Origin of the sequence: Pseudomonas putida (assembly GCF_025905425.1) — a bacterium.
In the GTDB taxonomy this organism is placed as follows: domain Bacteria; phylum Pseudomonadota; class Gammaproteobacteria; order Pseudomonadales; family Pseudomonadaceae; genus Aquipseudomonas; species Aquipseudomonas putida_AF.
Genome location: NZ_CP109603.1, coordinates 5545047 through 5568869 on the forward strand (window position 1 = coordinate 5545047; position 23823 = coordinate 5568869).

General features: G+C 62.5%; 26 protein-coding genes. 21 read left to right on the forward strand and 5 right to left on the reverse strand.

The features are described from left to right. Positions 1-12: 12 nt before the first annotated feature. From cysW to OGV19_RS25075, 12 genes are all read left to right on the forward strand, one after another. A complete protein-coding gene (gene cysW, locus OGV19_RS25020; RefSeq protein ID WP_264311112.1) occupies positions 13-885 on the forward strand; it encodes a sulfate ABC transporter permease subunit CysW in 873 nt (290 codons plus the stop codon). A gap of 3 nt (positions 886-888) precedes the next feature. Then, positions 889-1878: a sulfate/molybdate ABC transporter ATP-binding protein gene (locus tag OGV19_RS25025; protein ID WP_264311113.1), complete on the forward strand. Its 990-nt coding sequence runs from the start codon at positions 889-891 to the stop codon at positions 1876-1878. Between the two features lie 345 nt (positions 1879-2223). Then, positions 2224-3024 (forward strand): energy transducer TonB, encoded by an 801-nt coding sequence (locus OGV19_RS25030; RefSeq protein ID WP_264311114.1) that lies wholly within the window; start codon positions 2224-2226, stop codon positions 3022-3024. Positions 3025-3064: 40 nt separating this feature from the next. Beyond that, positions 3065-3787, forward strand: a complete 723-nt coding sequence (locus OGV19_RS25035) for a MotA/TolQ/ExbB proton channel family protein (RefSeq protein ID WP_099430730.1) — start codon at positions 3065-3067, stop codon at positions 3785-3787. A 1-nt stretch (position 3788) separates the two neighbouring features. Further along, positions 3789-4190 carry an ExbD/TolR family protein gene (locus OGV19_RS25040; RefSeq protein WP_027592267.1) on the forward strand — a complete coding sequence of 134 codons (402 nt, stop codon included), beginning with the start codon at positions 3789-3791 and terminating at the stop codon, positions 4188-4190. A gap of 224 nt (positions 4191-4414) precedes the next feature. Continuing rightward, complete coding sequence (locus tag OGV19_RS25045; protein ID WP_264311115.1) at positions 4415-4996, forward strand: alpha/beta hydrolase; 582 nt, start codon at positions 4415-4417, stop codon at positions 4994-4996. 64 nt (positions 4997-5060) lie between these two features. Next, a complete protein-coding gene (locus tag OGV19_RS25050) occupies positions 5061-5891 on the forward strand; it encodes a sigma 54-interacting transcriptional regulator (RefSeq protein WP_264311116.1) in 831 nt (276 codons plus the stop codon). Positions 5892-6067: 176 nt separating this feature from the next. Beyond that, positions 6068-6853: a MetQ/NlpA family ABC transporter substrate-binding protein gene (locus OGV19_RS25055; RefSeq protein ID WP_264311117.1), complete on the forward strand. Its 786-nt coding sequence runs from the start codon at positions 6068-6070 to the stop codon at positions 6851-6853. Positions 6854-7072: 219 nt separating this feature from the next. Beyond that, entirely contained in the window at positions 7073-7738 is a 666-nt protein-coding gene (locus OGV19_RS25060; RefSeq protein ID WP_264314001.1) for an amino acid ABC transporter permease, read from the forward strand. Next, positions 7719-8378: an amino acid ABC transporter permease gene (locus tag OGV19_RS25065; protein WP_264311118.1), complete on the forward strand. Its 660-nt coding sequence runs from the start codon at positions 7719-7721 to the stop codon at positions 8376-8378. The genes OGV19_RS25060 and OGV19_RS25065 overlap by 20 nt, the downstream gene beginning before the upstream one ends. After that, positions 8375-9148: an amino acid ABC transporter ATP-binding protein gene (locus OGV19_RS25070; RefSeq protein WP_264311119.1), complete on the forward strand. Its 774-nt coding sequence runs from the start codon at positions 8375-8377 to the stop codon at positions 9146-9148. The genes OGV19_RS25065 and OGV19_RS25070 overlap by 4 nt, the downstream gene beginning before the upstream one ends. Beyond that, a complete protein-coding gene (locus tag OGV19_RS25075) occupies positions 9145-10017 on the forward strand; it encodes a transporter substrate-binding domain-containing protein (protein WP_264311120.1) in 873 nt (290 codons plus the stop codon). Before OGV19_RS25070 ends, OGV19_RS25075 begins: the two co-directional genes overlap by 4 nt. A gap of 126 nt (positions 10018-10143) precedes the next feature. Here the strand turns inward: OGV19_RS25075 and OGV19_RS25080 are convergent, their stop codons facing one another. After that, a complete protein-coding gene (locus OGV19_RS25080) occupies positions 10144-12507 on the reverse strand; it encodes a penicillin acylase family protein (RefSeq protein ID WP_264311121.1) in 2364 nt (787 codons plus the stop codon). Between the two features lie 86 nt (positions 12508-12593). On the opposite strand from OGV19_RS25080, the gene OGV19_RS25085 reads away from it, so the two are divergent. Next, entirely contained in the window at positions 12594-13160 is a 567-nt protein-coding gene (locus OGV19_RS25085) for a sugar O-acetyltransferase (RefSeq protein ID WP_264311122.1), read from the forward strand. Here the strand turns inward: OGV19_RS25085 and OGV19_RS25090 are convergent. Then, complete coding sequence (locus OGV19_RS25090; protein ID WP_264311123.1) at positions 13139-13708, reverse strand: DUF6436 domain-containing protein; 570 nt, start codon at positions 13706-13708, stop codon at positions 13139-13141. The genes OGV19_RS25085 and OGV19_RS25090 overlap by 22 nt on opposite strands. A 235-nt stretch (positions 13709-13943) precedes the next feature. Between OGV19_RS25090 and OGV19_RS25095 the strand changes: the two genes are divergently transcribed. Beyond that, positions 13944-14870, forward strand: a complete 927-nt coding sequence (locus OGV19_RS25095) for a phospholipase BipL (RefSeq protein ID WP_264311124.1) — start codon at positions 13944-13946, stop codon at positions 14868-14870. Here the strand turns inward: OGV19_RS25095 and OGV19_RS25100 are convergent, their stop codons facing one another. After that, positions 14871-15623 (reverse strand): DUF2059 domain-containing protein, encoded by a 753-nt coding sequence (locus tag OGV19_RS25100; RefSeq protein WP_264311125.1) that lies wholly within the window; start codon positions 15621-15623, stop codon positions 14871-14873. Between the two features lie 113 nt (positions 15624-15736). Here OGV19_RS25100 and OGV19_RS25105 point away from each other — a divergent pair, with 113 nt between their 5' ends. Together OGV19_RS25105 and OGV19_RS25110 are read left to right on the forward strand one after the other, a co-directional pair. Further along, complete coding sequence (locus tag OGV19_RS25105) at positions 15737-16369, forward strand: 2OG-Fe(II) oxygenase (RefSeq protein ID WP_264314002.1); 633 nt, start codon at positions 15737-15739, stop codon at positions 16367-16369. Beyond that, entirely contained in the window at positions 16356-16859 is a 504-nt protein-coding gene (locus tag OGV19_RS25110; RefSeq protein WP_264311126.1) for a 2-thiouracil desulfurase family protein, read from the forward strand. Before OGV19_RS25105 ends, OGV19_RS25110 begins: the two co-directional genes overlap by 14 nt. A gap of 64 nt (positions 16860-16923) precedes the next feature. Here the strand turns inward: OGV19_RS25110 and OGV19_RS25115 are convergent, their stop codons facing one another. Continuing rightward, a complete protein-coding gene (locus OGV19_RS25115; RefSeq protein ID WP_264311127.1) occupies positions 16924-17412 on the reverse strand; it encodes a substrate-binding periplasmic protein in 489 nt (162 codons plus the stop codon). A gap of 198 nt (positions 17413-17610) precedes the next feature. Between OGV19_RS25115 and OGV19_RS25120 the strand changes: the two genes are divergently transcribed. After that, on the forward strand, positions 17611-18087 hold the full coding sequence (locus tag OGV19_RS25120; protein ID WP_264311128.1) for a DUF4399 domain-containing protein: 477 nt from the start codon (positions 17611-17613) through the stop codon (positions 18085-18087). Between the two features lie 53 nt (positions 18088-18140). Here the strand turns inward: OGV19_RS25120 and serA are convergent, their stop codons facing one another. Then, on the reverse strand, positions 18141-19370 hold the full coding sequence (gene serA, locus OGV19_RS25125; protein WP_027592284.1) for a phosphoglycerate dehydrogenase: 1230 nt from the start codon (positions 19368-19370) through the stop codon (positions 18141-18143). A gap of 171 nt (positions 19371-19541) precedes the next feature. On the opposite strand from serA, the gene OGV19_RS25130 reads away from it, so the two are divergent. The 4 genes from OGV19_RS25130 (at position 19542) to OGV19_RS25145 (ending at position 23789) form a co-directional block, all read left to right on the forward strand. Next, entirely contained in the window at positions 19542-20939 is a 1398-nt protein-coding gene (locus OGV19_RS25130; RefSeq protein WP_264311129.1) for a D-2-hydroxyglutarate dehydrogenase, read from the forward strand. A 25-nt stretch (positions 20940-20964) separates the two neighbouring features. Continuing rightward, positions 20965-21630, forward strand: coding sequence for a fumarylacetoacetate hydrolase family protein (locus OGV19_RS25135; protein ID WP_264311130.1), 666 nt, complete (start codon positions 20965-20967; stop codon positions 21628-21630). 244 nt (positions 21631-21874) lie between these two features. Then, on the forward strand, positions 21875-22795 hold the full coding sequence (locus OGV19_RS25140) for an SdiA-regulated domain-containing protein (protein ID WP_264311131.1): 921 nt from the start codon (positions 21875-21877) through the stop codon (positions 22793-22795). A gap of 91 nt (positions 22796-22886) precedes the next feature. Continuing rightward, a complete protein-coding gene (locus OGV19_RS25145) occupies positions 22887-23789 on the forward strand; it encodes an SdiA-regulated domain-containing protein (RefSeq protein ID WP_264311132.1) in 903 nt (300 codons plus the stop codon). The last annotated feature ends 34 nt before the right edge of the window (positions 23790-23823 follow it).

Consider the following 23823-nt stretch of genomic DNA (forward strand, 5'->3'; position numbering starts at 1 on the left):
AGGAGGCCGGCTATGTCTAGTTCATCCCTGAGCGCTACCGCCGCCGCCAATGCAGCCCGCCGTGGCAGCGCCACGTCGCGGCGCATCCTGATCGGCCTTGGCTGGCTGGTGTTCGCGTTGTTCCTGCTGTTGCCGCTGGTGATCGTGGTATCGCAGGCCCTGAAAAACGGTTTTGGTACCTTCTTCGAGGCGATCTTCGAGCCCGACGCCTTGTCGGCGCTCAAGCTCACCCTGTTTGCCGTGGCGATTTCGGTGCCGCTGAACCTGGTATTTGGCGTCAGCGCGGCGTGGTGCGTGAGCAAGTACACGTTCCGTGGCAAGAGCATCCTGGTCACCCTGATCGACCTGCCGTTTTCGGTCTCGCCGGTGATCGCGGGCCTGGTCTACGTGCTGATGTTCGGCGCGCAAGGCCTGTTCGGCCCCTGGCTGCAGGACCATGACATCCAGATTGTATTCGCGCTGCCCGGCATTGTCCTGGCGACCATCTTCGTCACCGTGCCGTTCGTGGCCCGTGAACTGATCCCGCTGATGCAGGAGCAGGGCACCCAGGAAGAAGAGGCCGCGCGCCTGCTGGGCGCCAATGGCTGGCAGATGTTTTGGCATGTGACCCTGCCCAACATCAAATGGGGCCTGATCTACGGCGTGGTGCTGTGTACGGCGCGGGCGATGGGTGAGTTCGGCGCGGTGTCGGTGGTGTCCGGGCATATTCGCGGCGTCACCAACACCTTGCCGCTGCACGTGGAGATCCTCTACAACGAGTACAACCACGTCGCGGCCTTCAGCGTGGCCAGCCTGTTGCTGATCCTGGCGCTCTTCATCCTGCTGCTCAAGCAGTGGAGCGAGAACCGTATTAACCGCCTGCGCCAAAGCGCTGCGGAGGAATAATTCATGTCGATCGAAGTTCGTAACGTCAGCAAGCGCTTCAACAGCTTCCAGGCCCTGGACAACATCAACCTGGATATCCACAGCGGTGAGCTGGTGGCGTTGCTCGGCCCGTCCGGCTGCGGCAAGACCACCCTGCTGCGCATCATTGCCGGCCTGGAAACGCCGGATGACGGCACTATCGTGTTCCATGGCGAGGACGTGTCCGGCCACGACGTGCGTGATCGCAACGTCGGCTTCGTGTTCCAACACTACGCGCTGTTCCGCCACATGAGCGTGTTCGACAACGTCGCCTTCGGCCTGCGCATGAAGCCCAAGGGCGAGCGCCCGAGCGAGAGCAAGATTGCCGAAAAAGTGCATGAGTTGCTGAACATGGTGCAGCTCGACTGGCTCTCCGACCGCTACCCTGAACAGCTCTCCGGTGGTCAGCGCCAGCGTATCGCCCTGGCTCGCGCCCTGGCGGTGGAGCCCAAGGTGCTGCTGCTCGACGAGCCGTTCGGTGCCCTGGATGCCAAGGTGCGTAAAGAGCTGCGTCGCTGGCTGGCGCGCCTGCACGAAGATATCAACCTGACCTCGGTGTTCGTGACCCATGACCAGGAAGAGGCCATGGAAGTCGCTGACCGTATCGTGGTGATGAACAAAGGCGTGATCGAGCAGATCGGCTCGCCGGGTGAGGTGTACGAGCAGCCGGCCAATGATTTTGTCTACCACTTCCTGGGCGACTCCAACCGCCTGGCTTTGAGCGAAGGGCACCACGTGCTGTTCCGCCCGCACGAAGTGTCGCTGTCGCGCCATGAGACCGAGGGCCACCATGCCGCCGAGGTGCGCGACATTCGCCCGCTGGGCGCGACGACCCGTGTGACCTTGAAGGTGGAAGGGCAGAGCGAGCTGATCGAGGCCGAGGTGGTCAAGGACCACGACAGCCTGACTGGCCTGGCGCGGGGCGAGACATTGTTCTTCCGGCCGAAGGTTTGGCAGAAGGTGGCGGATATCTAATCTGCCTTTGAAGATGAAGAGCCCGGGCCCTGTCCCGGGTTTTTTATTGCCTGGTGGATTGCCGGGGCTGCACCGAGATTCCCTGTAGGAGCAGCCTTGTGCTGCGCATCGAGGGCGCAGCCCTCGCAGCAATCTCATGCCTTACGCGAATATTTTGCATGCCCATAAAGCATCGCTAATCGCCGTGCTGCCCACAGCCCGCGAAATCCGTGGCTTTCACGAGACCGCTCAAAAATAATATTCAATTAAGTTCTAACCATAATTTTAAACATTACTTTAAGAGATAAGCCTCTGGCCCCGATGATTCAGCCACACACCTGAATCGAGACCCCAGGAGTTTGATCAATGGGTAATGTCCAGACGGCCGTCAGAGCCTACGACCAGCCATGGCGCCCGGCCCCCGGCGACCTGGTCGAGCTTGGACGCACGCTTCGTCTTCCGCTTGGCCAGCAGCGCCTGCAACGCACGCCTGCCAGCGGCCTGAAGCGCCGCGACAAGCTGGCGTTGGCGTTGCTGGTACTGGCGCTGCACGGCGCCGCCGCCTACTGGGTCAGCCAGGCGCCGACGCCCGAGCTGCCCGTGGTGCCGCCGCAAGTGCCACCCATGACCATCGAGTTCGCTGCCCCTGCGCCGCCCGTGGTCGAGCCGCCACCGCCCGCACCCGCGCCGCCGGTGGTCGAGCCACCGCCGCCGCCACCGGTCGTCGACGAACTGGCCGCCAAGCCCAAGCCCAAGCCTAAACCGGTCCCTAAACCTGTGGTCAAGCAGCCGCCCAAACCGCAGCCAAAACCGGTCGAGGCGCCACCACCGGCCCCGGTGGCAGCCCCGGCGCCACCAGCCCCTGCGCCACCCGCGCCGGCACCGGTGACGCCAGCTTCAGCCAACGCCGCGTATCTCAAGAACCCGGCGCCGGAGTATCCGCAGATGGCTCAGCGGCGCGGCTGGGAAGGCACCGTGCTGCTGCGCGTCGAGGTACTGCCCAGCGGTAAGCCGGGCCAGATCCAGATCCAGAAAAGCAGCGGCCGCGATGCCCTGGACGCCGCCGCGCTGGCCGCGGTCAAGCGCTGGAGCTTCGTCCCTGCCAAGCAAGGCGACGTGGCCCAGACCGGCTGGGTCAGCGTGCCGATCGACTTCAAGCTTCGCTAACGCATTTCACAGAATCAGCAGAACATAGGAAGACATCATCATGAGCCTGTTGGCATCCCCCCTCGAATCCGTTGAAAGCGCAGTCATCTGGCTGCTGGTCGGTTTCTCCGTTGTCACCTGGGGCCTGGCCCTGGTCAAGGTCGTGCAGTTCGTGCGGCTGAAGAACCAGGACAAGCGCTTCCACCAGCAGTTCTGGGCAGCCTCCAGCCTGGACTCGGCCGCCGAGATCAGCCATGAACTGCCTGGCCCAGCGGCCCGCGTCGCGCAGTCCGGCTATGCCGCCATTGCCGTCGGCGATACCACCCAGGCCAACGACCTGAGCCACGCCATCAATCACCAGGACCGCCTCGAACGTGCCCTGCGCCAGCAGATCGTGCGCGAGCGACGTTCGCTGGAAACCGGCCTGGCCGTGGTTGCCAGTATCGGCAGCACCTCGCCCTTCATCGGTTTGTTCGGCACCGTGTGGGGCATCATGGAAGCGCTCAAGGGCATCAGTGCGGCAGGGTCCGCCAGCCTCGAAACCGTGGCCGGGCCTATCGGCGCGGCGCTGGTGGCCACGGGTGTGGGTATTGCCGTCGCAGTGCCTGCGGTGCTGGTCTACAACTACTTCCTGCGTCGCCTCAAGCTGACCGCAGCTGACCTGGACGACTTCGCCCATGACTTCTACAGCCTGGCGCAGAAGAGTGCCTTCCGGGTACTGGTGCACCCCGCTGTGCACAAAGCCCAGGCCGGTTTCACCCAGCCAGTGAAGGAGGCGTCCTGATATGGCCTTTTCGACCCAGGACAGCGACGAAGTCCTCAGTGAAATCAACGTCACGCCGTTGGTGGACGTCATGCTGGTGCTGCTGGTGGTGTTCATCGTCACCGCGCCACTGCTGACCAATGCCATCCCCATCAACCTGCCCAAGACCGAGGCGGTGGCACCGGTGGAGCAGAAAGACCCGCTGGTGGTGAGCATCGACGGTGCCGGCAAGTTGTTCATCAACAAGGACGAGATCCAGCCGGACCTGCTGGAGACCAACCTCAAGGCGGCCAAGGCCAAGGACGCGGAAGTCCGTGTGCAGCTGCAGGCCGATGATGGCGTGAACTACGGCGAAGTGGCGCGGGCCATGGCGGCCATCGAACGCGCGGGTATCAGTAAGCTGGCGGTGATTACCGCGCGCTGACTCGGCAAGAGCTTTTCAAACCTCTTCAGGCAAGTGACTCTCTTTGAGAGCTTATGGGCCACATCTCTTGGCAGGGGTTGGCCCTTTTTTTTGCCTGCACGATGCCTACCGTCGGCAAGCGGTGAACGCTTTTGGTTATTAATAAATAGCTTCTTATTCCTTTACGAATATAACTCCCTCCTTATACTGGTCTCCAAGCACGCAAACTTACTGGAGGCGTCCCCATGCGCAATGAGTCGATTCGTTACCTGATTGTGCCGGGCTGGCAAGGATCGCCAGACAACCATTGGCAGAGTCACTGGCAGCGTACCTTGCCCAACAGCGCCCGGGTCGAGCAGCACGACTGGCTGACCCCGCAACGGCGCGATTGGGTGCAGGCCCTGGAGCAGGCGATTGCCGCCGAACCCTCGCCGGTGATTCTCATCGCTCACAGCCTGGGCTGCGTCACCGTCGCCCACTGGGCCGCCGAGGCCAGCCCGGCGATGCTGCGCCAGGTGCGTGGCGCGTTGCTGGTGGCGCCTGCGGATGTCGAGCGGCCAACCTGCGCGCCGGCGCTTCGCAACTTTGCGCCGATCCCGATGCAGGCGCTGCCGTTCCCAAGCCAGGTGGTCAGCTCTGACAACGACCCGGCTGTGAGCGTGCCGCGCGCATTGCACCTGGCCCAGGCCTGGGGTGCTGAAGCGGGCTTGCTGACCAACGCCGGGCACATCAACGTCAAGTCCGGGCACGAGCGCTGGGAGCAAGGCTTCGCCTATCTGTATCGCTTGCAGAGCCGGGTCGAACAGCGCGCACTGCGCCGCGCCTGATCGCCCCCTACTGATTCCGTTAGCCTGACGCCCGGCCTCCGAAGGCCTGGGGCGGGAGTTTGTCATGACTTTTCAAAACCCGTTTGGCCAGCCGCTGCTGACCTTTCCCGAGCTGGACAAGAGCCCGCTGAGCATTCGTGCCAAGGCCCTGGTGTTCATCGACCCGCGTTCGCAGCAGCTACGTGCAGACCTCGAACGCCTGGCGCCGCAGCCACTGCCGGTGCTGATCCGTGGCGAGACCGGCACCGGCAAGGAGTTGCTGGCGCGCCAGATTCACCGCGCCAGTGATCGCAGTGGGCTGTTTGTGTCGGTCAACTGCGCGGCCATCAGCCCTACCTACGCCGATGCCGAGTTGTTCGGCTACAGCGCTGGTACCCACGGCGGTACCGCCAGCAGCCGCGCCGGCTGGTTCGGTTCGGCCAACGGCGGCACGCTGTACCTGGACGAGATTGCCGACTTGCCGCTGGAGATCCAGGGCAAGCTGCTGGCCGCACTGGAAAACCGCGAAGTGACGCGCGTTGGCGCGCAGCAGCCTCAGCCTGTGGATGTGCGCCTGGTGGCTGCGACCAGCATCGACCTGGCGCGGGTGGTGAAGGCTGGCAGGTTCAATGAGCGCTTGTACCAGTACTTGCGCGAGGGCGCGCTGGAACTGCCCCCGTTGCGCGAGCGTCGGGGCGATATCCTGCCGTTGGCCGAGTACTTTGTGGGTATCTACACCGCCCGCCTGCAGCGCTCGGTGCCGCTGATCAGCGACGCGGCCCAGCAGGTGCTGGAAGCCCATGCCTGGCCCGGCAACACCCGCGAGCTGGAGAACGTCATCCACTTCGCCCTGCTGGTGAATGACAGCGAGGAGATCCAGCCGGAGGACCTCGATCTGGGCAACCCTACGCGCTAGACAGCACTCATAAGCAAAGGCGGTAATGGCAGTTTGTTTTTGGAATAAGCAGCGAATTAAAAGATATTGTTGCGGCATAAGAAATCTCGGTATTGTCCGTCTCACGCCCACCCGACATGGGGCAGGGCACCCGACTTCGCCATCGCCGATGGCCCAGATTCAGAATAAGGACCACCATGAAGAAGACCCTGCTGACCACCGCCCTGGCCGCTGCCCTGTCGCTCGCCGGCCTGGCCAATGCCGCTGAAAAACTGGTGGTTGCCGCCACGCCGGTTCCCCATGCCGAGATCCTTGAGCTGATCAAGCCGACCCTGGCCAAGGAAGGCGTGGACCTGCAGATCAAGGTCTTCACCGACTACGTGCAGCCGAACGTGCAGGTCGACCAGAAGCGTCTGGACGCCAACTACTTCCAGACCCTGCCGTACCTGCAGAACTTCAATGAAGGCAAAGGCACCCACCTGGAAACCGTGGTTGGCGTACACGTCGAACCGTTCGGTGGCTACTCGAAGAAGGTCAAGAGCCTGAGCGAGCTTAAAGAAGGCGCCACCGTTGCCATCCCTAACGAAGGCAGCAACAGCGGCCGCGCCTTGCTGCTGCTGCAGAAGGCTGGCCTGATCACCCTGAAAGACCCGAAAAACGCCCTGGCCACACCGAAAGACATCGCCGAGAACCCGAAAAAACTGAAGTTCCGCGAGCTTGAATCGGCCATGCTGCCGCGTGTGCTGGACCAGGTTGACCTGGACATGATCAACACCAACTATGCCCTGGAAGCTGGCCTGAACCCAGCCAAGGACGCGCTGGTGATCGAAGGCGCCGACTCGCCGTACGTGAACTTCCTGGTTGCCCGTCCGGACAACAAGGACAGCGATGCCATCCAGAAGCTGGCCAAGGCCCTGACCAGCCCGGAAGTGAAAGCATTTATCGCTAAGAAATACAGCGGTGCTGTGCTGCCGGCCTTCTGATCCGGTCGCAGCCCCGAGCCTGAAAACGCCGACGCCATTGCGTCGGCGTTTTTGTTTGTGCCCGTGATGCGATCCCTTGTAGACGCGACGCAAGGCCGCGCCTACAAGGGCGGTGTTAGTCCGTAATATTGATATCCCATAAAGATATTTATTGAAAGTTTTTTATATCATTACAGTCTAGGTATCGTGCTCCTTGCACACCGCATGACTGTTCTACCCATGACCTTCGACATCCCCTTCATCCTCAGCACCCTGCCTGCGTTTTTCAAGGCCGTGGGCGTGACCTTGCAGGTAGGCCTGATCGCCATCGCCACCTCGCTGCTGGTCGCCCTGCTCAACGCCACCATCCTGGTGCTGCGCACCCCTTACCTGTCGCGCCTGGTCAAAGGCTACGTCGAGCTGGCGCGTAATACCCCGCTGTTGATCCAGCTGTTCTTCGTGTACTTCGCCTTGCCCAGCCTGGGCCTGAAGATTTCCGGTTTCACTGCAGCCATCATCACCATGACGTTCATGGGGGGGGCTTACCTGACCGAGGTGTTGCGTGCTGGTGTCGAGGCAGTGCCGCGCGCTCAGCTGGAGTCCGGGCGCTCCATTGGCCTGTCCGAGGGCCAGTTGCTGCGCCATGTGATCCTGCCCCAGGCCAGCATCCTCAGCCTGCCCGCGTTGTTCGCCAACTTCATTTTCCTGCTCAAGGAAACCACCGTCGTTTCGGCTGTGGCCGTACCTGAGATCCTCTACACCACCAAGAATTACATCGCGCTGTATTACAAAACCTACGAAATGCTCGCCGTGCTGACCCTGCTCTGCGTGCTGTTGTTCCTGCCGTTGTCGTTGCTGCTGCGGTACCTGGAAAGGAGGCTGCAGCATGGCCAATTCGGCTCCTGAACTGTTGCTGGTGTCGCTGCCGCAACTGGCCGGCGGCGCGGCGCAGACCTTGGCAATCTCGGCGTTGGGCATTCTCTTTGCGACCTTGGGCGGTGTGCTGTATGGCGTGCTGGCTACCCTCGGCAACCGGGGCCTGAACATCGTGCTGCAGATCTACCAGGAGCTGTTCCGCGCCATCCCCGTGTTGGTCTGGCTGTACCTGGTGTTCTTTGGCCTGCCGATCTTCTTCGCCCTGAGCATTCCCAGTTTCTGGTGCGCGGTGCTGGTGCTGGGCCTGTGGGGCGCCAGCGAAGTCGGTGAAGTGGTACGCGGCGCGCTGCGTTCGCTGCCGCGTGGCCAGCGTGAAGCCGGGTTGTCGATTGGCCTGTCCGGTTGGCAGCTGTATGGCTACGTGCTGCTGCCCCAGGCACTCAAGCGCATGACCCCGCCGACCATCAACATCTACACGCGGATCATCAAGACCAGCTCGTTGGCCGTGCTCATCGGCGTGGTCGAGGTGATCAAAGCCGGCCAGCAGATCATCGAGCGCACCTACGAATCGGTGCTGATCTACGGCGCGCTGTTCTTGTTCTTCTTCATCATCTGTTATCCGCTGTCCGCCGCTTCGCGCGTGCTGGAACGCCGTTGGGCACATTCATGAGCGCATTGATCGAATTCCAGGGTTTCAACAAGTTCTTTGGCGAGCACCAGGTGCTCAAGGACGTCGACCTCAAGGTGCAAGCCGGCGAGGTGGTGGTGGTGCTGGGGCCGAGCGGTTGCGGCAAGAGTACTTTGCTGCGCTGCTTGAATGGCCTTGAAGAAGCCCACGGTGGCCATCTGCGCCTGGGCGGCCAGGAGCTGCTCGACCCCCGCACCGACTGGCGCCAGGTGCGCCAGCGGGTGGGCATGGTGTTTCAGAGTTATCACCTGTTCGGCCACATGAGCGTGATCGACAACCTGCTGCTCGGCCCGCTCAAGGTGCAAAAGCGCGAGCGTGCCGAAGCCCAGGCCCAGGCCGAAGCGCTGCTGGCGCGGGTGGGCCTGCTGGACAAGCGCGATGCCTACCCCCGGCAGTTGTCCGGCGGCCAGCAGCAACGCATCGCGATCGTCCGGTCGCTGTGCATGAACCCCGAAGTGATGCTGTTCGATGAAGTCACGGCGGCCCTCGACCCAGAAATGGTCAAGGAGGTGCTGCAGGTGATCCAGGGCCTGGCCCGCGACGGCATGACCCTGCTCATCGTCACCCACGAAATGGCCTTCGCCCGCGCGGTGGCCGACCGCATCGTGTTCATGGAGGCCGGCAGGGTCCTTGAACAGAGCGCCCCCGAGAGCTTCTTCACCCGACCGCAGACCGCACGCGCGCAGCAGTTCCTGGAGAAATTCTCCTTTGTAGAAAGCCTGCCGAAGACACTGCACAAGGAACTGTCATGAAAACTGCCAACCTCACCAAACTGCTGGCGCCGCTGTTCGGCCTGGCCTTGCTGGCCGGCTGCAACAAGGCCGAAGAACCCCCAAAACCCGCGGCGGCCTCGCCGGCAACCAGCTACCTGGAAACCATCAAGGCCCGCGACAAACTGATCGTCGGTGTGTTCACCGACAAACCGCCGTTCGGTTTCGTCGATGAAAAGGGGCGCTACGTTGGCTTCGATACCGACATCGGTCGTCGCCTGGCCAAGGACCTGCTGGGCGATGAAAACAAAGTCGAGTTCGTCGCCGTGGAGCCGGCCAGCCGTATTCCGTTCCTGCAGAGTGACAAGGTCGACCTTATCCTGGCCAACATGACCGTCACCCCGGAGCGCAAGGAAGCGGTGGACTTCACCAACCCCAACCTGCGCGTGGCCGTGCAGGCCATCGTCGCCGACGGCAGCGCGGTACAGACGCTCGACGACCTGGCCGACAAGACCATCATCGTTACCACCGGCACCACGGCCGATATCTGGCTGACCAAAAACCACCCGGACTGGAAGCTGCTCAAGTTCGAGAAAAACAGCGAGTCGCTGCAAGCCCTGGCCACTGGCCGTGGCGATGCCTATGCCCAGGACAACCTGATTCTGTTCAGCTGGGCCAAGCAGAACCCAGGCTACCGCGTGTTGCCTGAGCTGCTGGGCGACGAGGCACCGATTGCGCCAGCGGTGAAGAAGGGCAACACCGAGTTGCGCGACTGGGTAAATGCCGAGCTGGCCAAGCTGGGTGAAGAGAAGTTCCTGCTCAAGCTGTATGACCAGTATGTACGCAAGGAACTGAGCGACGACACCAAGCCTGAGAGCGTGATTGTCGAAGGCGGCAAGTGGCAGGGTTGATCGTGTAACGGGGGCCGCTTTGCGGCCCATTCGCGGGGCAAGCCGGCTCCCACAGGCGCGTCGCCAACTGTGGGATCATCCCTGTGGGAGCGGGCTTGCCCCGCGAATGGGCTGCGCAGCAGCCCCTTACTCAGCCGGCACCAAGCGCAAGGTACTCTGCGCCGGAATCACCCCCAGCTGCGCCCGTTGGTACTGCCCCTCGATATACCCCGCAGCTTGATCCGAATAGTGCTTATCAAACGGCACCCCACTTTGCCCGACCGGATTGCTGGTCAAGGCCTGCCCGGCATCGGCAAAGTCGATCAGCCTGCGCGTCGAGGGCCCATACGTGACCGGCCACGGCGCCGGCCCGATCTTCGCCGACAGATTGTTGGGCACCTCATGCGTGCCCGGTGCGGCGAACGGGCCGACGTTGAACAGCAGGTTCAGCGGCTTTTTCACCCCGAGCGGGTGATTGTGGGTCAGGGTATGGGCCTTGCCCCATTGCCAGCTCGCCGGGTCGCTGCCCAGAGTGTCTCGCAGGTGCTTCACGCTTTTTTGCCAGGCGATGCGCACGACCGCGGTACGGTCGGTGCGTTCGTTCGCCCCACGGGTGCCCCACCACGGTGACTCGGCATCGGCAGCCAGGCGGGGTAGGGCGGCGTCGATGGCGCGGGTGCTGATCAGCACCGGGAACCAGGTGTCGCCCAATTCGTCATGCAGGGCCGCGAACGCCAGTTCATACAGAAACTGGTTGAACAGCGTGGCGCTAATCGAGTCCAGCGGGTAGTCGCCGCCCCAGGCTGCCAGTTGCTCGACCAGCTCTTTCTCCTCGTCACCCTCGGCCACCGAGCGCAGCGTCGCCAGCAGCGGTGCAAGGGTGCGCGGGCCATGGTCAGTGGCGGTGTCCAACTGCAAGGCTTGGCTATTTTCGGTATCCCACTTCACGTCAGGGCTGGCCAGGTGGCGGTCGAGCTGACGGCCACGGTCCGGCAGGTTGTAGTAGCCCGGCACAGGCACGGCCGAAGGTGGCTGATAGTTGGCCGAAACGATGTAACCGCGTGCCGGGTTTTCTTGCTGCGGGTTGGCACTGAAGGGGTAGAAGCCGAGTTTGTCTGCCTGCGGGCTGGCGCCATCGAGGATGAACGTCGGGTTGACGCCCGCCGGGCGGATCGGCAGCTGTGCGGCGGCCCACCAGCCGATGTCGCCACGGGCGTTGGCCCAGACGAAGTTCAACCCAGGCGCCTGGACCTTGGCGGCAGCCTCGCGCATCTTGCCCAGGGTGTCGGCGCGGTTGAGCTGGTAGAAACCGTCGAGGATCGGGTTTTCGGTTTCCAGAAACGCCCACCACATGGCCACCGGCGTGGTCCCTGCGGTAGCGCCCAATACCTCGTTGACGATCGGGCCGTGGGGCGAGCGGCGCAGGCTGAGGGTGACGGGCGCCTCGCCTTTGACGGCGATGGTCTGCTCGGTCTGTTCCAAGGTTTGCCAGGTGCCATTGATCATCACCTGGTCGGTGTTTTCGGGGTTGGTCCGTTCGGCGATCAGGTCGACGTCATCGTTCTGGAACATCGTCAGGCTCCAGCCGAAGTCGCGGTTGTGCCCGAGCAGCGCGAAGGGGTTCAGCGCCTGAAAGTAGCCATACAGGTTGAACCCGGGCGCCGACAGCTCGGCCTCGTACCACACCGCCGGTACCGCAAAACTGATGTGCGGGTCACCGGCCAGCAGGGGCTTGCCGCTGCGGGTGCGGCTGCCGGCGACGGCCCAGGCATTGCTGCCTTCGAACTGCGGGATGCCCGCATCGCCCAAGGCGTCGTGGCTAAGCCGGGCAAGTGCCTCCAGGCTGCGCCAGTCGGCGGTTGCCAAGGGGGTTGCCACGGCGCCGTTGGGTTGCCAATCGAGGTCGAAGATTTTCAGATACTGCGGGCCGAGCTGGTCGCGGATGTAGGTGAGCGCGGGCTCGGTGCGAAACGCGGCGGCGAAGCTGTAGGCCAGGTAGCCGGCGATGCTCAGGGTGTCCTCGGCGGTGAACGGGCGGGGGGCGATGCCCAGCAGGTCGAACTCGATCGGTTTTGGGTGGCTGGCCTGCCAGCTGTTGATGCCCTCCAGGTAGGCTTGCAGGGCCTGCCAGGCGGGTGATTGGCGGTCCAGCCGCTGCACCATCAGCGCCGCTTGATCGCGGATACGCAGGCTGCGGAAGAGGGTGTCGGTAGGCAAGAGTTTTTCGCCCAGCACCTCGGCCAGCTCACCGCGCGCCAGGCGGCGCATGATCTCCATCTGGAACAACCGGTCCTGGGCGTGCACGTAACCCAGGGCGCGGTACAGGTCCTGTTCGTTCTGTGCCTGCAGGTGCGGTACGCCGCGGCCGTCATAGCGCACGCTGACCGGCGCCTGCAGGCCGGCGATCGCCACCTCGCCCTCACGTTGCGGCAGCTTGCCGTGCACGTACCAGTAACCGGCGCCAGCGGCCACGGCGGTTACCACGGCCAACAGGGTCAGGCTGCGCTTCATCGAGACTCCTTGTGCATTCGAGCGAAAACTGTGGTCCGATCATCGACGGATTCGCGAACAGAGCATAGCCCTCGAAAGGAGTTTCCATGTCCCTCAGCGAAAAACAGAAAATGCTCACAGGCCAGCTCTATCACGCCGGCTGCCCCGAGCTGCAAGCCGAGCAGGTTGCCAACAAGCACTGGATGCAACGCTACAACAGCAGTTTCGAGCTGCTCAACGACGCACGTCACGGCTTGCTGGTCGAGCACTTTGGCCAGGTTGGCGAAGGTGCGGTGATCCGCCCTCCGTTCTATTGCGACTATGGCTACAACATCAGCGTTGGCCGCAACACGTTCATGAACTTCAACTGTGTGATCCTCGATGTGCTGCCGGTGCACATCGGCGACGATTGCCAGATCGGCCCGGCGGTGCAGATCTACACCGCCGACCATCCACTGGACCCTGAGGTGCGCCGCACGGGGTTGGAGAGTGGCCGACCCGTGACCATCGGCAACAACGTGTGGATTGGTGGCGGGGCGATCATCCTGCCGGGCGTGACCCTTGGCGACAACGCTGTGGTCGGCGCGGGCAGCGTGGTCACCCGCGATGTGCCGGCAGGTACGGTGGTGGTGGGTAACCCGGCGCGGGTGCGTCAGCCATCCCAGGGGCAGTAGCAACCCACCGCCAAGGTGTTGGAGGCGGTCACCTGACGGTTGTCGAGCAACGCCTTGAGGATCGGTTCGATGAAGCTGTTGCTTGCGTTGCACACCGCCCCTTCGCTGTAGGGCCCAAAGTACGCGAGGTTGCCTTGTCGGTCCCAGATGGCCACGGCCGGGGAGGCGGGCAGTTGTTCGCTACCGGGCAGGCTGGTAAGCGGCTTGAGGGCGGTGAGGTTTGCGGGCAGCTGGCCGTGGCTGCCGGGTTTTTGCAGCACATGGAAGCTGACGCCGTCGCCTGCGAAGTGGCTGACAAGGTCCGCCAGGTGCTGCTGATTGCCGACATTGCACGGGCAGGCCGGGTCCCAGAAGTGCACCACACGGATCGGGCCGGGGCCGGCGAGCTCGAAGGGCAGGCGCAGTTGGCTGCCGTCGAACAGGGTGGCCTGGTTGTCGAACGGGCGCAGGTAGCGGGACTGGAAGGTGGTGTAGGCCTGCCAGAGAATGGCAACGCCAACCAGTAGGACGATTGCCGTGCACGATGATTTGATGATTCGGCTATTCATGAGGAGTCATTGGCCCTTTGTGGGAGCGGCCTTGTGTCGCGAAAGGACCGCGCAGCGGTCCCGGCAATTTCTGCGATAGCGCTGAAACCGGGGGCCGCTTTGCGGCCCTTTCGCGACACAAGGCCGCTCCCACAATCTGATAGGTGCTGGTTGTTCGGGGGTGAGCAAGCTTGCCACGACGCCAGCTAGAGCTGAATATCACAGATCAATACTCGCTTCGCTCTGGATGTACCCGATGCCCGCCGCTTTGCTCCCCGACCTTCTGCGTGCCAGTCTCGCGCCCTTGACCGATCGCCAGCCGTTGTCGGTGCAGGGGCGGGACTACCAGCATTTCTATGGCCTGGATCTGCCCGTGCACAGTTGGCTGGGTGGCTTCCAGGCGGCGGGGTTCGAATTGGTCGGGCAAGTCTGGCTACCGCCACAACCCGTGGCCACCGTGTTCCTGCTGCATGGCTATTACGACCACATGGGGCTTTACCGGCATGTGATCGAGTGGGCACTGGGCCAGGGCTATGCCGTGATCAGCTGTGACCTGCCAGGGCATGGCCTGTCCAGTGGTGAGCGGGCCAGCATCAGCGACTTTTCGCTGTATCAACAGGTGCTCGATGCACTCTTCGAGCAAGCGCGCAGGCTGGACCTGCCGCGGCCTTGGCACTTGTGCGGGCAGAGCACGGGGGGCGCCATCGTGGTCGACCACCTGTTGCACCGGGGCGAGCAAAGCCCGGCCGACGGGCAGGTGATTCTGCTCGCACCTCTGGTACGGCCCTGCTCCTGGCGTTGGTCGAAGCTCAGCTATTGTGTGCTGCGCCACTTCGTCAACGGCATCGAACGGCGTTTCAGCGAGAACACCAACGACCCGGCCTTCCTGACGTTTCTGCAAGCCGACCCCCTGCAACCGCGCCGCTTACCAACCGCCTGGGTCGGCGCGCTGATCGCCTGGGTCAAACGCATAGAAGGGGCGCCACGCAGCACGCGGCGGCCCTTGATCGTGCAAGGTGAGGCGGACGGTACGGTGGACTGGCCCTACAACCTCGAAGTGCTCAAGGCCAAGTTTGCCGAACCGCAGATACTGATGCTGCCCGAGGCGCGGCACCACTTGGCCAATGAGCTGCCAGGCATCCGCCAGCGTTACTTTGCCTTCATCGACCAGCGCCTGGGCTGATCACTTGAGGTCGGCAGCGCTCTGGCCGACCGCAAGCCCGGCACGCACCGCAGCCAGTGCCGCCTGGTAATACGCCTTGCCTTCAGGTGATTCGGCGAAGGTGGCGAATTCTTCCAGCTCGGCGTCGGACAAGTCGCGGTAGACGTACAGCAGGGTGTTGTTGAGGTCCTCGCCGATCTGGTTCATCAGGCGCTGGCGCTGGCCATCGAGCAGGCCTTGGGCCTGGCCGCCACCGAACAGGCCGGGGATCATCGAGCTGAGGCTGTCAGCGGCGACGCCGGCAATTGCCAGGCTGACTTCGGCACCGGCCTCACGGGCGGGCAACGCCTGAGCCAGGTGGCCGATGACCAGCAGGCGGTCGTCGCTGGCCTGGATCTTCGGCAGGCCTTTGGCATGCTTGGCCAGTTGGTCCTTGCGCGTGGCCTGCAGTTCGGCCGCCACTACCTTGCGGCCCAGCGGCGACTTGAAGAAGGCCAGCGCTGGCGCCGGGTTGTTCAGGGTTGCGCGCAGTTGCGCCTGGGCACGACGGTCCACGGCCTGGGCCTGGAAGCGCTGATTGCTGTTATTGACCAGCGCTTGGTAGACGGCAGGCGGCAGACTGTTGCGATAGCGTTCCTGGGCGGCGCTCAGGGCATCGTTGAAGTGGGCGCGCTGGTCAGGCCAGCCGGCGGCCTTGTACAGTTGATCCAGGTTGTCTGCCCAGACAGGCATGGTGCAGATCATCAGCAGAATCAGGGAAAACAGACGGCGCATTCAGGACTCCTGTCGGCAGGCGGCTATTGTCCGTGGCATGGCGTCGGTTTGTCGAGATATCCGCGCACTTCTCGGCCAAGTGGCGCTGTGCGAGTGCAGGGCTAATGGATATGATGCGCGCCATGCATACCTCCCCTGAACACCCGATGCTTGCGGCCGTCGTCGACGATCTGGCCACCCATGGCTGGTCCCAGCAGGCACTCTTTTTGCCGGCCGATCTGGTGCGCGCGCTAGCAGCCGAGTGCCGGCGCCGTGACGCCGAAGGCGAGCTCAACCCTGCAGGGGTTGGGCGCGGGGCTTCACAGGAGATCCGCGAGGCCATCCGCGGCGACCAGATTCAGTGGATCGACCCCGGCCAGGCCGCTGCCTGCGATCAGTACCTGGAAGCCATGGACCAGCTGCGCCTGGCCATCAACCAAGGGCTGTTCCTGGGCCTTGAAGATTTCGAATGCCATTTCGCGTTGTACCCGCCAGGGGCGTTCTATCGTCGCCACCTGGACCGCTTTCGCGACGATGACCGGCGCATGGTCTCGGCAGTGCTTTATCTGAACGAAGGCTGGCAGCCGCAGGATGGCGGCCAGTTGCGCATGTTCCTGGCCAACGACATCGAGCACGACGTGCAGCCTGTGGCCGGATGCCTGGTGGTGTTCCTGTCGGGTGATGTGCCCCATGAAGTGTTGCCGGCCGGGCGTGAGCGCCTGTCGTTGACTGGCTGGTTCCGGCGGCGTGGCAATGACCTGTTCTGAGTTGCCCAAGGTACTGGTCAGCGCGTGCCTGCTGGGGCAGCCGGTGCGCTATGACGGCCGGGCCAGTGGCCATCCGGACCTGTTGCAACGCTGGCAGGGCGAAGGGCGGGTAGTGCCTTTGTGCCCGGAAGTGGCTGGCGGCTTGCCCACACCGCGACCGCCTGCGGAGATCCCCGGCGGGCAGGGCGGGGAGGTGCTCGATGGCCAGGCACAAGTGCTGACGATGACGGGTGAGGACGTTAGCGACGCGTTTCTAGCCGGCGCTCAGCTGGCGTTGGTGCTGGTGCGCCGGCATGGGATTCGCGTCGCGGTACTCAAGTCCGGCAGCCCTTCGTGTGGTAATCGCCTGACTTACGATGGCACCTTCAGTGGGGTGAAGGTGCCAGGGGAGGGCGTGACCACCGCCTTGCTGCGGCGCGAGGGGGTGTTGGTGTTCAGCGAGCTTGAGCTGGATGAGGCGGAACAAGCGTTGGCTGGGCTTTCAGCTTAGTTCTGCCCTGGCCTCTTCGCGGGCAAGTCGGACCGCGAAGTGGCCAGTACAAGCAATAAATCACCTACTGCCCTGCAGCAGTCTCCTGCACACCCTTGAACCACTTCTGCTCAAGCTCAGCCGTGCGCCCGCTGTCCTTAAGCCGCTGCAGGGCGTTGTTCACCGCGCTCTCGAACGCCGGGTTACCCTTCTGGAACGGGATAACCAGTTTCTTCTCGCCGAACGGTTGGCTGACATCGAAGGGGGTATCGGCCGTGGGCGCGCTGTCCGCCGGGGTCAGGGTGATGTCGTAGGTACCGCTTTGCACCCCAGGCAGTGCCTCAGCGGCAGGGGTCTCGATGAACGTGACACGCAGGTCCAGTTGCTTGGCCAGTTCCTGCCCGAACTCGATCTCGAAACCGGTCAGGTGGTCGTTTTCCTTGAAGGCATATGGCGAGTTGTCGGCCTGCACGGCAATGCGCAGTTCGCCCCGGTCGGCTATTTCGTCTATCAGCTCGGCTTGAGCTAACGGCGTGATCAGTACTGCCAGCAGTACGCCTATGGTCGAACGCATTAAGTGCCCCTTTTTCTTTGGCAAATGAATATCTTTCGCCACGGCTTTCTTCCTCGCCGTGGTCGAGCGCAGCCTATGACCTTGAAGCCTTGGCGAGGTTTAACCCTAACTGAAATATTTCTCTTTGTGGGCTATGGTGAACTACCGCCGCCATTCGTTTGCAGGTGGTGGTCTTTAAGTGAATCACAGGAGAAGTGAATGAATAGCCTATTTTCGCGTGCTGCCGTTGCCGGTCTGCTGATGGGGGCCTCGGTGTTCGCCAGTGCCGCGGATGCCCTGAAGAGCCAGGAGCCGCCCAAGGATGCCAAGGTCTTCATCGTTTCCCCCGCCGACGGCGCAACGGTCGACAAGACCTTTACCGTCAAGTTCGGCATCGAGGGTATGGGGCTCAAGCCTGCGGGTGACCAGACCCCGCACACCGGGCATCACCACCTGCTGGTGGACGTCGACAAAGAGCCGGTAGCCGACATGCCCCTGCCAACCAGCCTGATGCCCGAGAACAACGCACCGCTGCCGGCCGGCCCGCAAGTGCTGCATTTCGGCAAGGCACAGACCGAGGCGACCATTACCCTGACGCCGGGCAAGCACACCTTGCAGTTGGTATTGGGCGACCAGTATCACGTGCCGTTCAAGCCGAGTGTCGAGTCGAAGAAGATCACCGTCGAGGTGAAGTAAGCAATGAAAAAGGGAGGCCACCTGGGCCTCCCTTTTTTATGCCGCAGTGAAACTTAGAACAGTACGCGGGAGCGGATAGTGCCCTTCACGTGCTGCAGTTTCTCTTGCGCCAGGTCCGAGTACTCGGCGTCGACGTCGATCACCACGTAACCCACTTTCTCGTTGGTCTGCAGGAACTGACCGGAGATGTTGATGCCGTTCTCGGCGAAGACTTTGTTGATCTCGCTGAGCACGCCCGGGATGTTTTCGTGGATGTGCAGCAGGCGGTGTTTGCCTGGGTGCGCCGGCAGGGCAACTTCCGGGAAGTTGACCGAGGAAACCGAAGTACCGTTGTCGCTGTACTTGACCAGCTTCTCGGCAACTTCCAGGCCGATGTTGGCCTGGGCCTCGGCGGTGGAACCACCGATGTGCGGGGTCAGGATCACGTTGTCCAGGCCGCGCAGCGGGCTTTCGAACTCTTCGTCGTTGGAGCGCGGCTCGACCGGGAACACGTCGATGGCGGCGCCGATAAGGTGCTTGTCCTTGATCGCGGCGGCCAGGTGATCCAGCTCGACCACAGTGCCGCGAGCGGCGTTGATCAGGATCGAACCCTTCTTCATCGCGCGGATTTCCTTCTCGCCGATCATCCACTGGGTGGATGGCAGCTCAGGCACATGCAGCGAGACGATGTCGGCCAGGCCCAGCAGCTCGTGCAGGCTGGCGACCTGTACGGCGTTGCCCAGCGGCAGCTTGGTCAGCGGGTCGAAGAAGTAGACCTGCATGCCCAGGTTCTCGGCCAGGACCGACAGTTGGGTGCCGATCGAGCCGTAGCCGACGATACCCAGCTTTTTGCCACGGATCTCGAAGGAGTTGGCTGCGCTCTTGATCCAGCCACCACGGTGGCACGAAGCGTTCTTCTCAGGGATGCCGCGCAGCAGCAGGATGGCTTCGGCCAGCACCAGCTCGGCCACCGAACGGGTGTTGGAATACGGGGCGTTGAACACGGCGATACCGCGCTCGCGGGCCGCTTCCAGGTCGACCTGGTTGGTACCGATGCAGAAGCAGCCAACCGCGACCAGCTTCTTCGCACAGTCGAAGATCTCTTCGGTCAGTTGCGTGCGCGAACGAATGCCGATGAAGTGGGCATCGGCGATCTTTTCCTTCAGCTCGGCTTCCGGCAACGAACCAGTGAGGTATTCGATGTTGGTGTAGCCGGCAGCCTTGAGGGTATCGACCGCGTTCTGGTGCACACCTTCAAGAAGAAGGAACCGGATCTTGCTCTTGTCGAGAGAAGTCTTGCTCATCTGCGTAAACCTGTATCCCGGAGAAAAAATGGCGAGGGGTGATGCTAGGCGCGGCGTCGGCCTTAGCATGAACAGCGGGAGGGCTATGCTAGCATACGCGACACAATCTGAGCTTATCCCGACAGGTGAAGAGTGCTCAGGGTGACTATGAATAAGTCGAGAGTTCCAGCGATGACCCACCCCGCTGTTATTGAAGAACTGATGACCCTTGTCGACCCTGGCAAGGTCCTGACTGACCCGGCTTCCCTCGAAGCCTATGGCAAGGACTGGACCAAGCATTACCCGCCCGCGCCCACGGCCATCGTCTTCCCCAAGACGGTCGAGCAGGTGCAGGCGATTGTCCGCTGGGCCAATGGCCACAGAGTGGCACTGGTGCCTTCTGGCGGGCGCACTGGGCTTTCGGCCGGTGCCGTGGCAGCCAATGGCGAAGTTGTGGTCGCGTTCGACTACATGAACCAGATTCTCGATTTCAATGCGTTCGACCGCACCGTGGTCTGCCAGCCGGGGGTGATTACCCGGCAGTTGCAGGCCTATGCCGAGGAACAGGGCCTGTATTACCCGGTGGACTTCGCCTCAAGTGGTTCCAGCCAGATCGGCGGTAATATCGGTACCAATGCCGGTGGCATCAAGGTCATTCGCTACGGCATGACCCGCAATTGGGTTGCCGGGCTGAAAGTGGTCACCGGCAAGGGCGAACTGCTCGAACTGAACAAGGACCTGATCAAGAACGCTACCGGCTACGATCTGCGCCAGCTGTTCATCGGTGCCGAGGGCACGCTGGGCTTTGTGGTCGAGGCGACCATGCGCCTGGACCGCGCCCCGCGTAACCTCACCGCCATGGTACTGGGCACGCCGGACTTCGACTCGATCATGCCGGTGCTGCATGCCTTCCAGGGCAAGCTCGACCTGACAGCCTTCGAGTTCTTCTCCGACAAGGGCCTGGCCAAGATCATGGGCCGTGGCGATGTGCCGGCGCCTTTCGAGACCGATTGCCCGTTCTATGCGCTGCTGGAGTTCGAGGCCAGCACCGAGGAGGTCGCCAACGAAGCCTTGGCCACCTTCGAGCACTGCGTCGAGCAAGGCTGGGTGCTGGATGGGGTGATGAGCCAGAGCGAAACCCAGTTGAAGAACCTGTGGAAGCTGCGTGAGTACCTGTCCGAAACCATCTCGCACTGGACACCGTACAAGAACGATATTTCTGTCACCGTTTCCAAGGTGCCAGCGTTTTTGCGCGATATCGATGCCATTGTCGGCGAGCATTACCCGGACTACGAAGTGGTCTGGTACGGCCACATCGGTGACGGCAACCTGCACCTGAACATCCTCAAGCCCGACACCATGAGCAAGGACGACTTCTTTGCCTCGTGCGCCAAGGTCAACAAGTGGGTGTTCGAGATCGTCCAGCGCTACAACGGCTCGATCTCGGCCGAGCATGGGGTGGGTATGACCAAGCGCGACTACCTGGGCTACAGCCGTTCGCCCGAAGAAATCGCCTGCATGAAGGCAATTAAGGCCGTCTTCGACCCTAACGGCATCATGAATCCGGGTAAGATCTTCGCACCTGAATAAAAAGCAGTATCCAGAGGAGTCGGCCATGAGTTACCAGCACCAGTACGTAGACGGCACGCGCATCCATTTCCCGCTGGGCAAGGTGGTGTGCATCGGCCGTAACTATGCCGAGCATGCCAAGGAACTGGACAACCCGATCCCCAGCGAGCCGTTGCTGTTCATCAAGCCAGGTAGCTGCGTGGTGCCGCTGGAAGGTGGGTTCAAGATCCCGACCGACCGTGGCGTTGTGCATTACGAGGCCGAGATCGCCGTGCTGCTGGGCAAGCCGTTGTCCACCAAGCCAACCGAAGAAGAGGTGCTCGACGCCATCTCCGGTTACGCCCCGGCGCTGGACCTGACCCTGCGCGACGTGCAGGCCAGGCTCAAGGAAAAGGGCCTGCCGTGGGAACTGAGCAAGTGTTTTGACGGTGCCTGTGTGCTGCCGCCGTTCGTTTCGGCGGCCAGCTTCGAGGACGTGACCGACATCCCGATACGCCTGACCCTCAATGGCGAAGTGGTGCAGGACGGCAACAGCGCGTTGATGCTCAACCCGATCGTGCCGATGATCCAGTACATGGCCGCGCATTTCTCGTTGCAGGCGGGGGATGTGATTCTGACCGGTACGCCGGCGGGCGTAGGGCCGTTCAATGTTGGTGATGAACTGGTGCTGGAGCTGCCGGGTGTGAGCCGCTTCGAAAGCCGGGTGCTCTGAACCGGAACCGCGTTGCCTTCTTCGCGGGCAAGCCCGCTCCCACAGGTGCCGCGCGCGGCCTGAACATTGTGAAATGTCTGTAGTAGCTGGCAAGCCAGCTCCCAGAGGTGCTGCGCACGGCCTGAACATTGTGAAATGTCTGTGGGAGCGGGCTTGCCCGCGAAGAGGCCGCCACTGTTTACCGATTTTTCACACGCTATCTGGATAATGCGCGGACCTACGCCCATTTTCCCAGGATCCACGTATGCCATCTCGCTCCAGCGCCCCGGCAATCCCCAAGCGTCGCTTTTACCTGCGCTGGCCTTTCGGCCTGGCGGTTGCAGCGGTGATCGGCTATGGCGTATCTGTGGCCATGCACTGGGATGACCGCGGGGCACTGTGGGTCAAGGAAAGCTTCGAAAGCACGGCCGAGCAGAGCGAAAGCGTCTGGTTGCCGGCCTATCAGGTCGATATCGACGCCAAACCCCTGCCGGGCATGGACGATGACGAAGCCTCCGACGTGGCCTTCAACCCGAAAACCCGCACCCTCTTCGCCGTAATGGGCAAAAACCCGTTCCTGGTCGAGCTCAGCCTGGACGGCAATGTGCTGCGCCAGATCCCGCTAGAGGGCTGGAACAACCCCGAAGGGGTGGCGGTGATGGAAGACGGGCACCTGGCGATCGTTGACGAACGGCTGCACGACCTGACGGTGGTCAAGGTGGATGCGCACACCACCTCGCTCAAGCACGACGACTTCCCGAGCTACGACCTGGGCAAGTCGGCGAAGAGTAACAAGGGCTTTGAGGCCGTGGCCTGGGACCCTCTGCGTCAGCGCCTGGTGATCGGCGAAGAGCGCCCGCCCACGCTTTACACCTGGGGCACCGATGGCCGTAGCCCACTCAAGGGCGACAAGCAGCTGCTACCCAACGATGAACTCGACCTGCGCAACCTGTCGGCCCTTGGCGTAGACCCGCGCACTGGGCACCTGCTGGTGCTGTCGGCGGACTCCAACATGCTGCTGGAGCTCGATGAGCAGGGCCAGCAGGTCAGCTTCATGACCTTGCTGGGCGGTTTCAACGGCCTTGAGCACACCATCCCGCGTGCCGAGGGGGTGGCCATGGACGACCAGGGCAATCTCTACATGGTCAGCGAGCCGGCCCTGTTCTATCGTTTCAAGAAGAACTGACACCAACATCCGATTTTTCGGATGCTGGCATTAAGCTTTGATTCAGTTGTTCATGGTTAGATTCGTCACCCTTACGTCGAGTCTGCCTCAAATGCGTCGTTACCTTCGCCTGTCACTGATTCCGCTCTTCATTGGCCTGCTCTTGCTTGGTTTGGCCGGGCAAGAGTTTCGCCTGTTCGAGCGCGGCTGGTTCAACCTCAAGACCTGGTGGCAGCCAGCCGAACAGGGTATTGGCCTGGACCGTTATCGGGTGGTGGTCGAGGCGCAGCCGGTCGAGGGGCTGGATGATGACATTTCGGCGCTGACCTACGACCCCGACCGCAAGACCCTGTTCACCGTTACCAATGCACGTTCGGAGCTGATCGAGCTGTCGCTGGAAGGCCGCATCCTGCGCCGAATTCCGCTGACCGGTTTTGGCGACCCAGAGGCGGTGGAGTACGTCGGGCCCAACAGCTACGTGATCACCGACGAGCGTCAGCAGCGGTTGATACGCGTGCGCCTTGACGACGACACGATGTTCCTCGATGCCGGCGATGCCGAGCAGTTGACCCTGAGCATCGGCCTGAACGGCAACAAGGGCTTCGAGGGGTTGGCTTACGATTCGGCCGGCAAGCGCCTGTTCGTGGCCAAGGAGCGTGACCCGATGCTGATCTACGAGGTGCATGGTTTTCCCCATGACAACCCCGAGCAGCCTTACGCCGTGAATGTGGTGCAGGACCGCAAGCGTGACTCGCGCTTGTTCGTACGGGATCTGTCGAGCTTGCAGTTCGATGAGCGCAGCGGGCATCTGCTGGCGCTTTCGGACGAGTCGCGGCTGGTGCTGGAGCTGGATGTGAAGGGCAGGCCGTTGAGCACGCTGTCGCTGCGCAAGGGGTATCAGGGGCTCAAGCAGACGGTGCCGCAGGCGGAAGGGATTGCGATGGATGAGGCGGGGACCATTTACCTGGTCAGTGAGCCGAACCTGTTTTATGTGTTCAAGCAGCCGGTAGATTGACTGGGTGTGAGGGCCTCTTCGCGGGGCAAGCCCG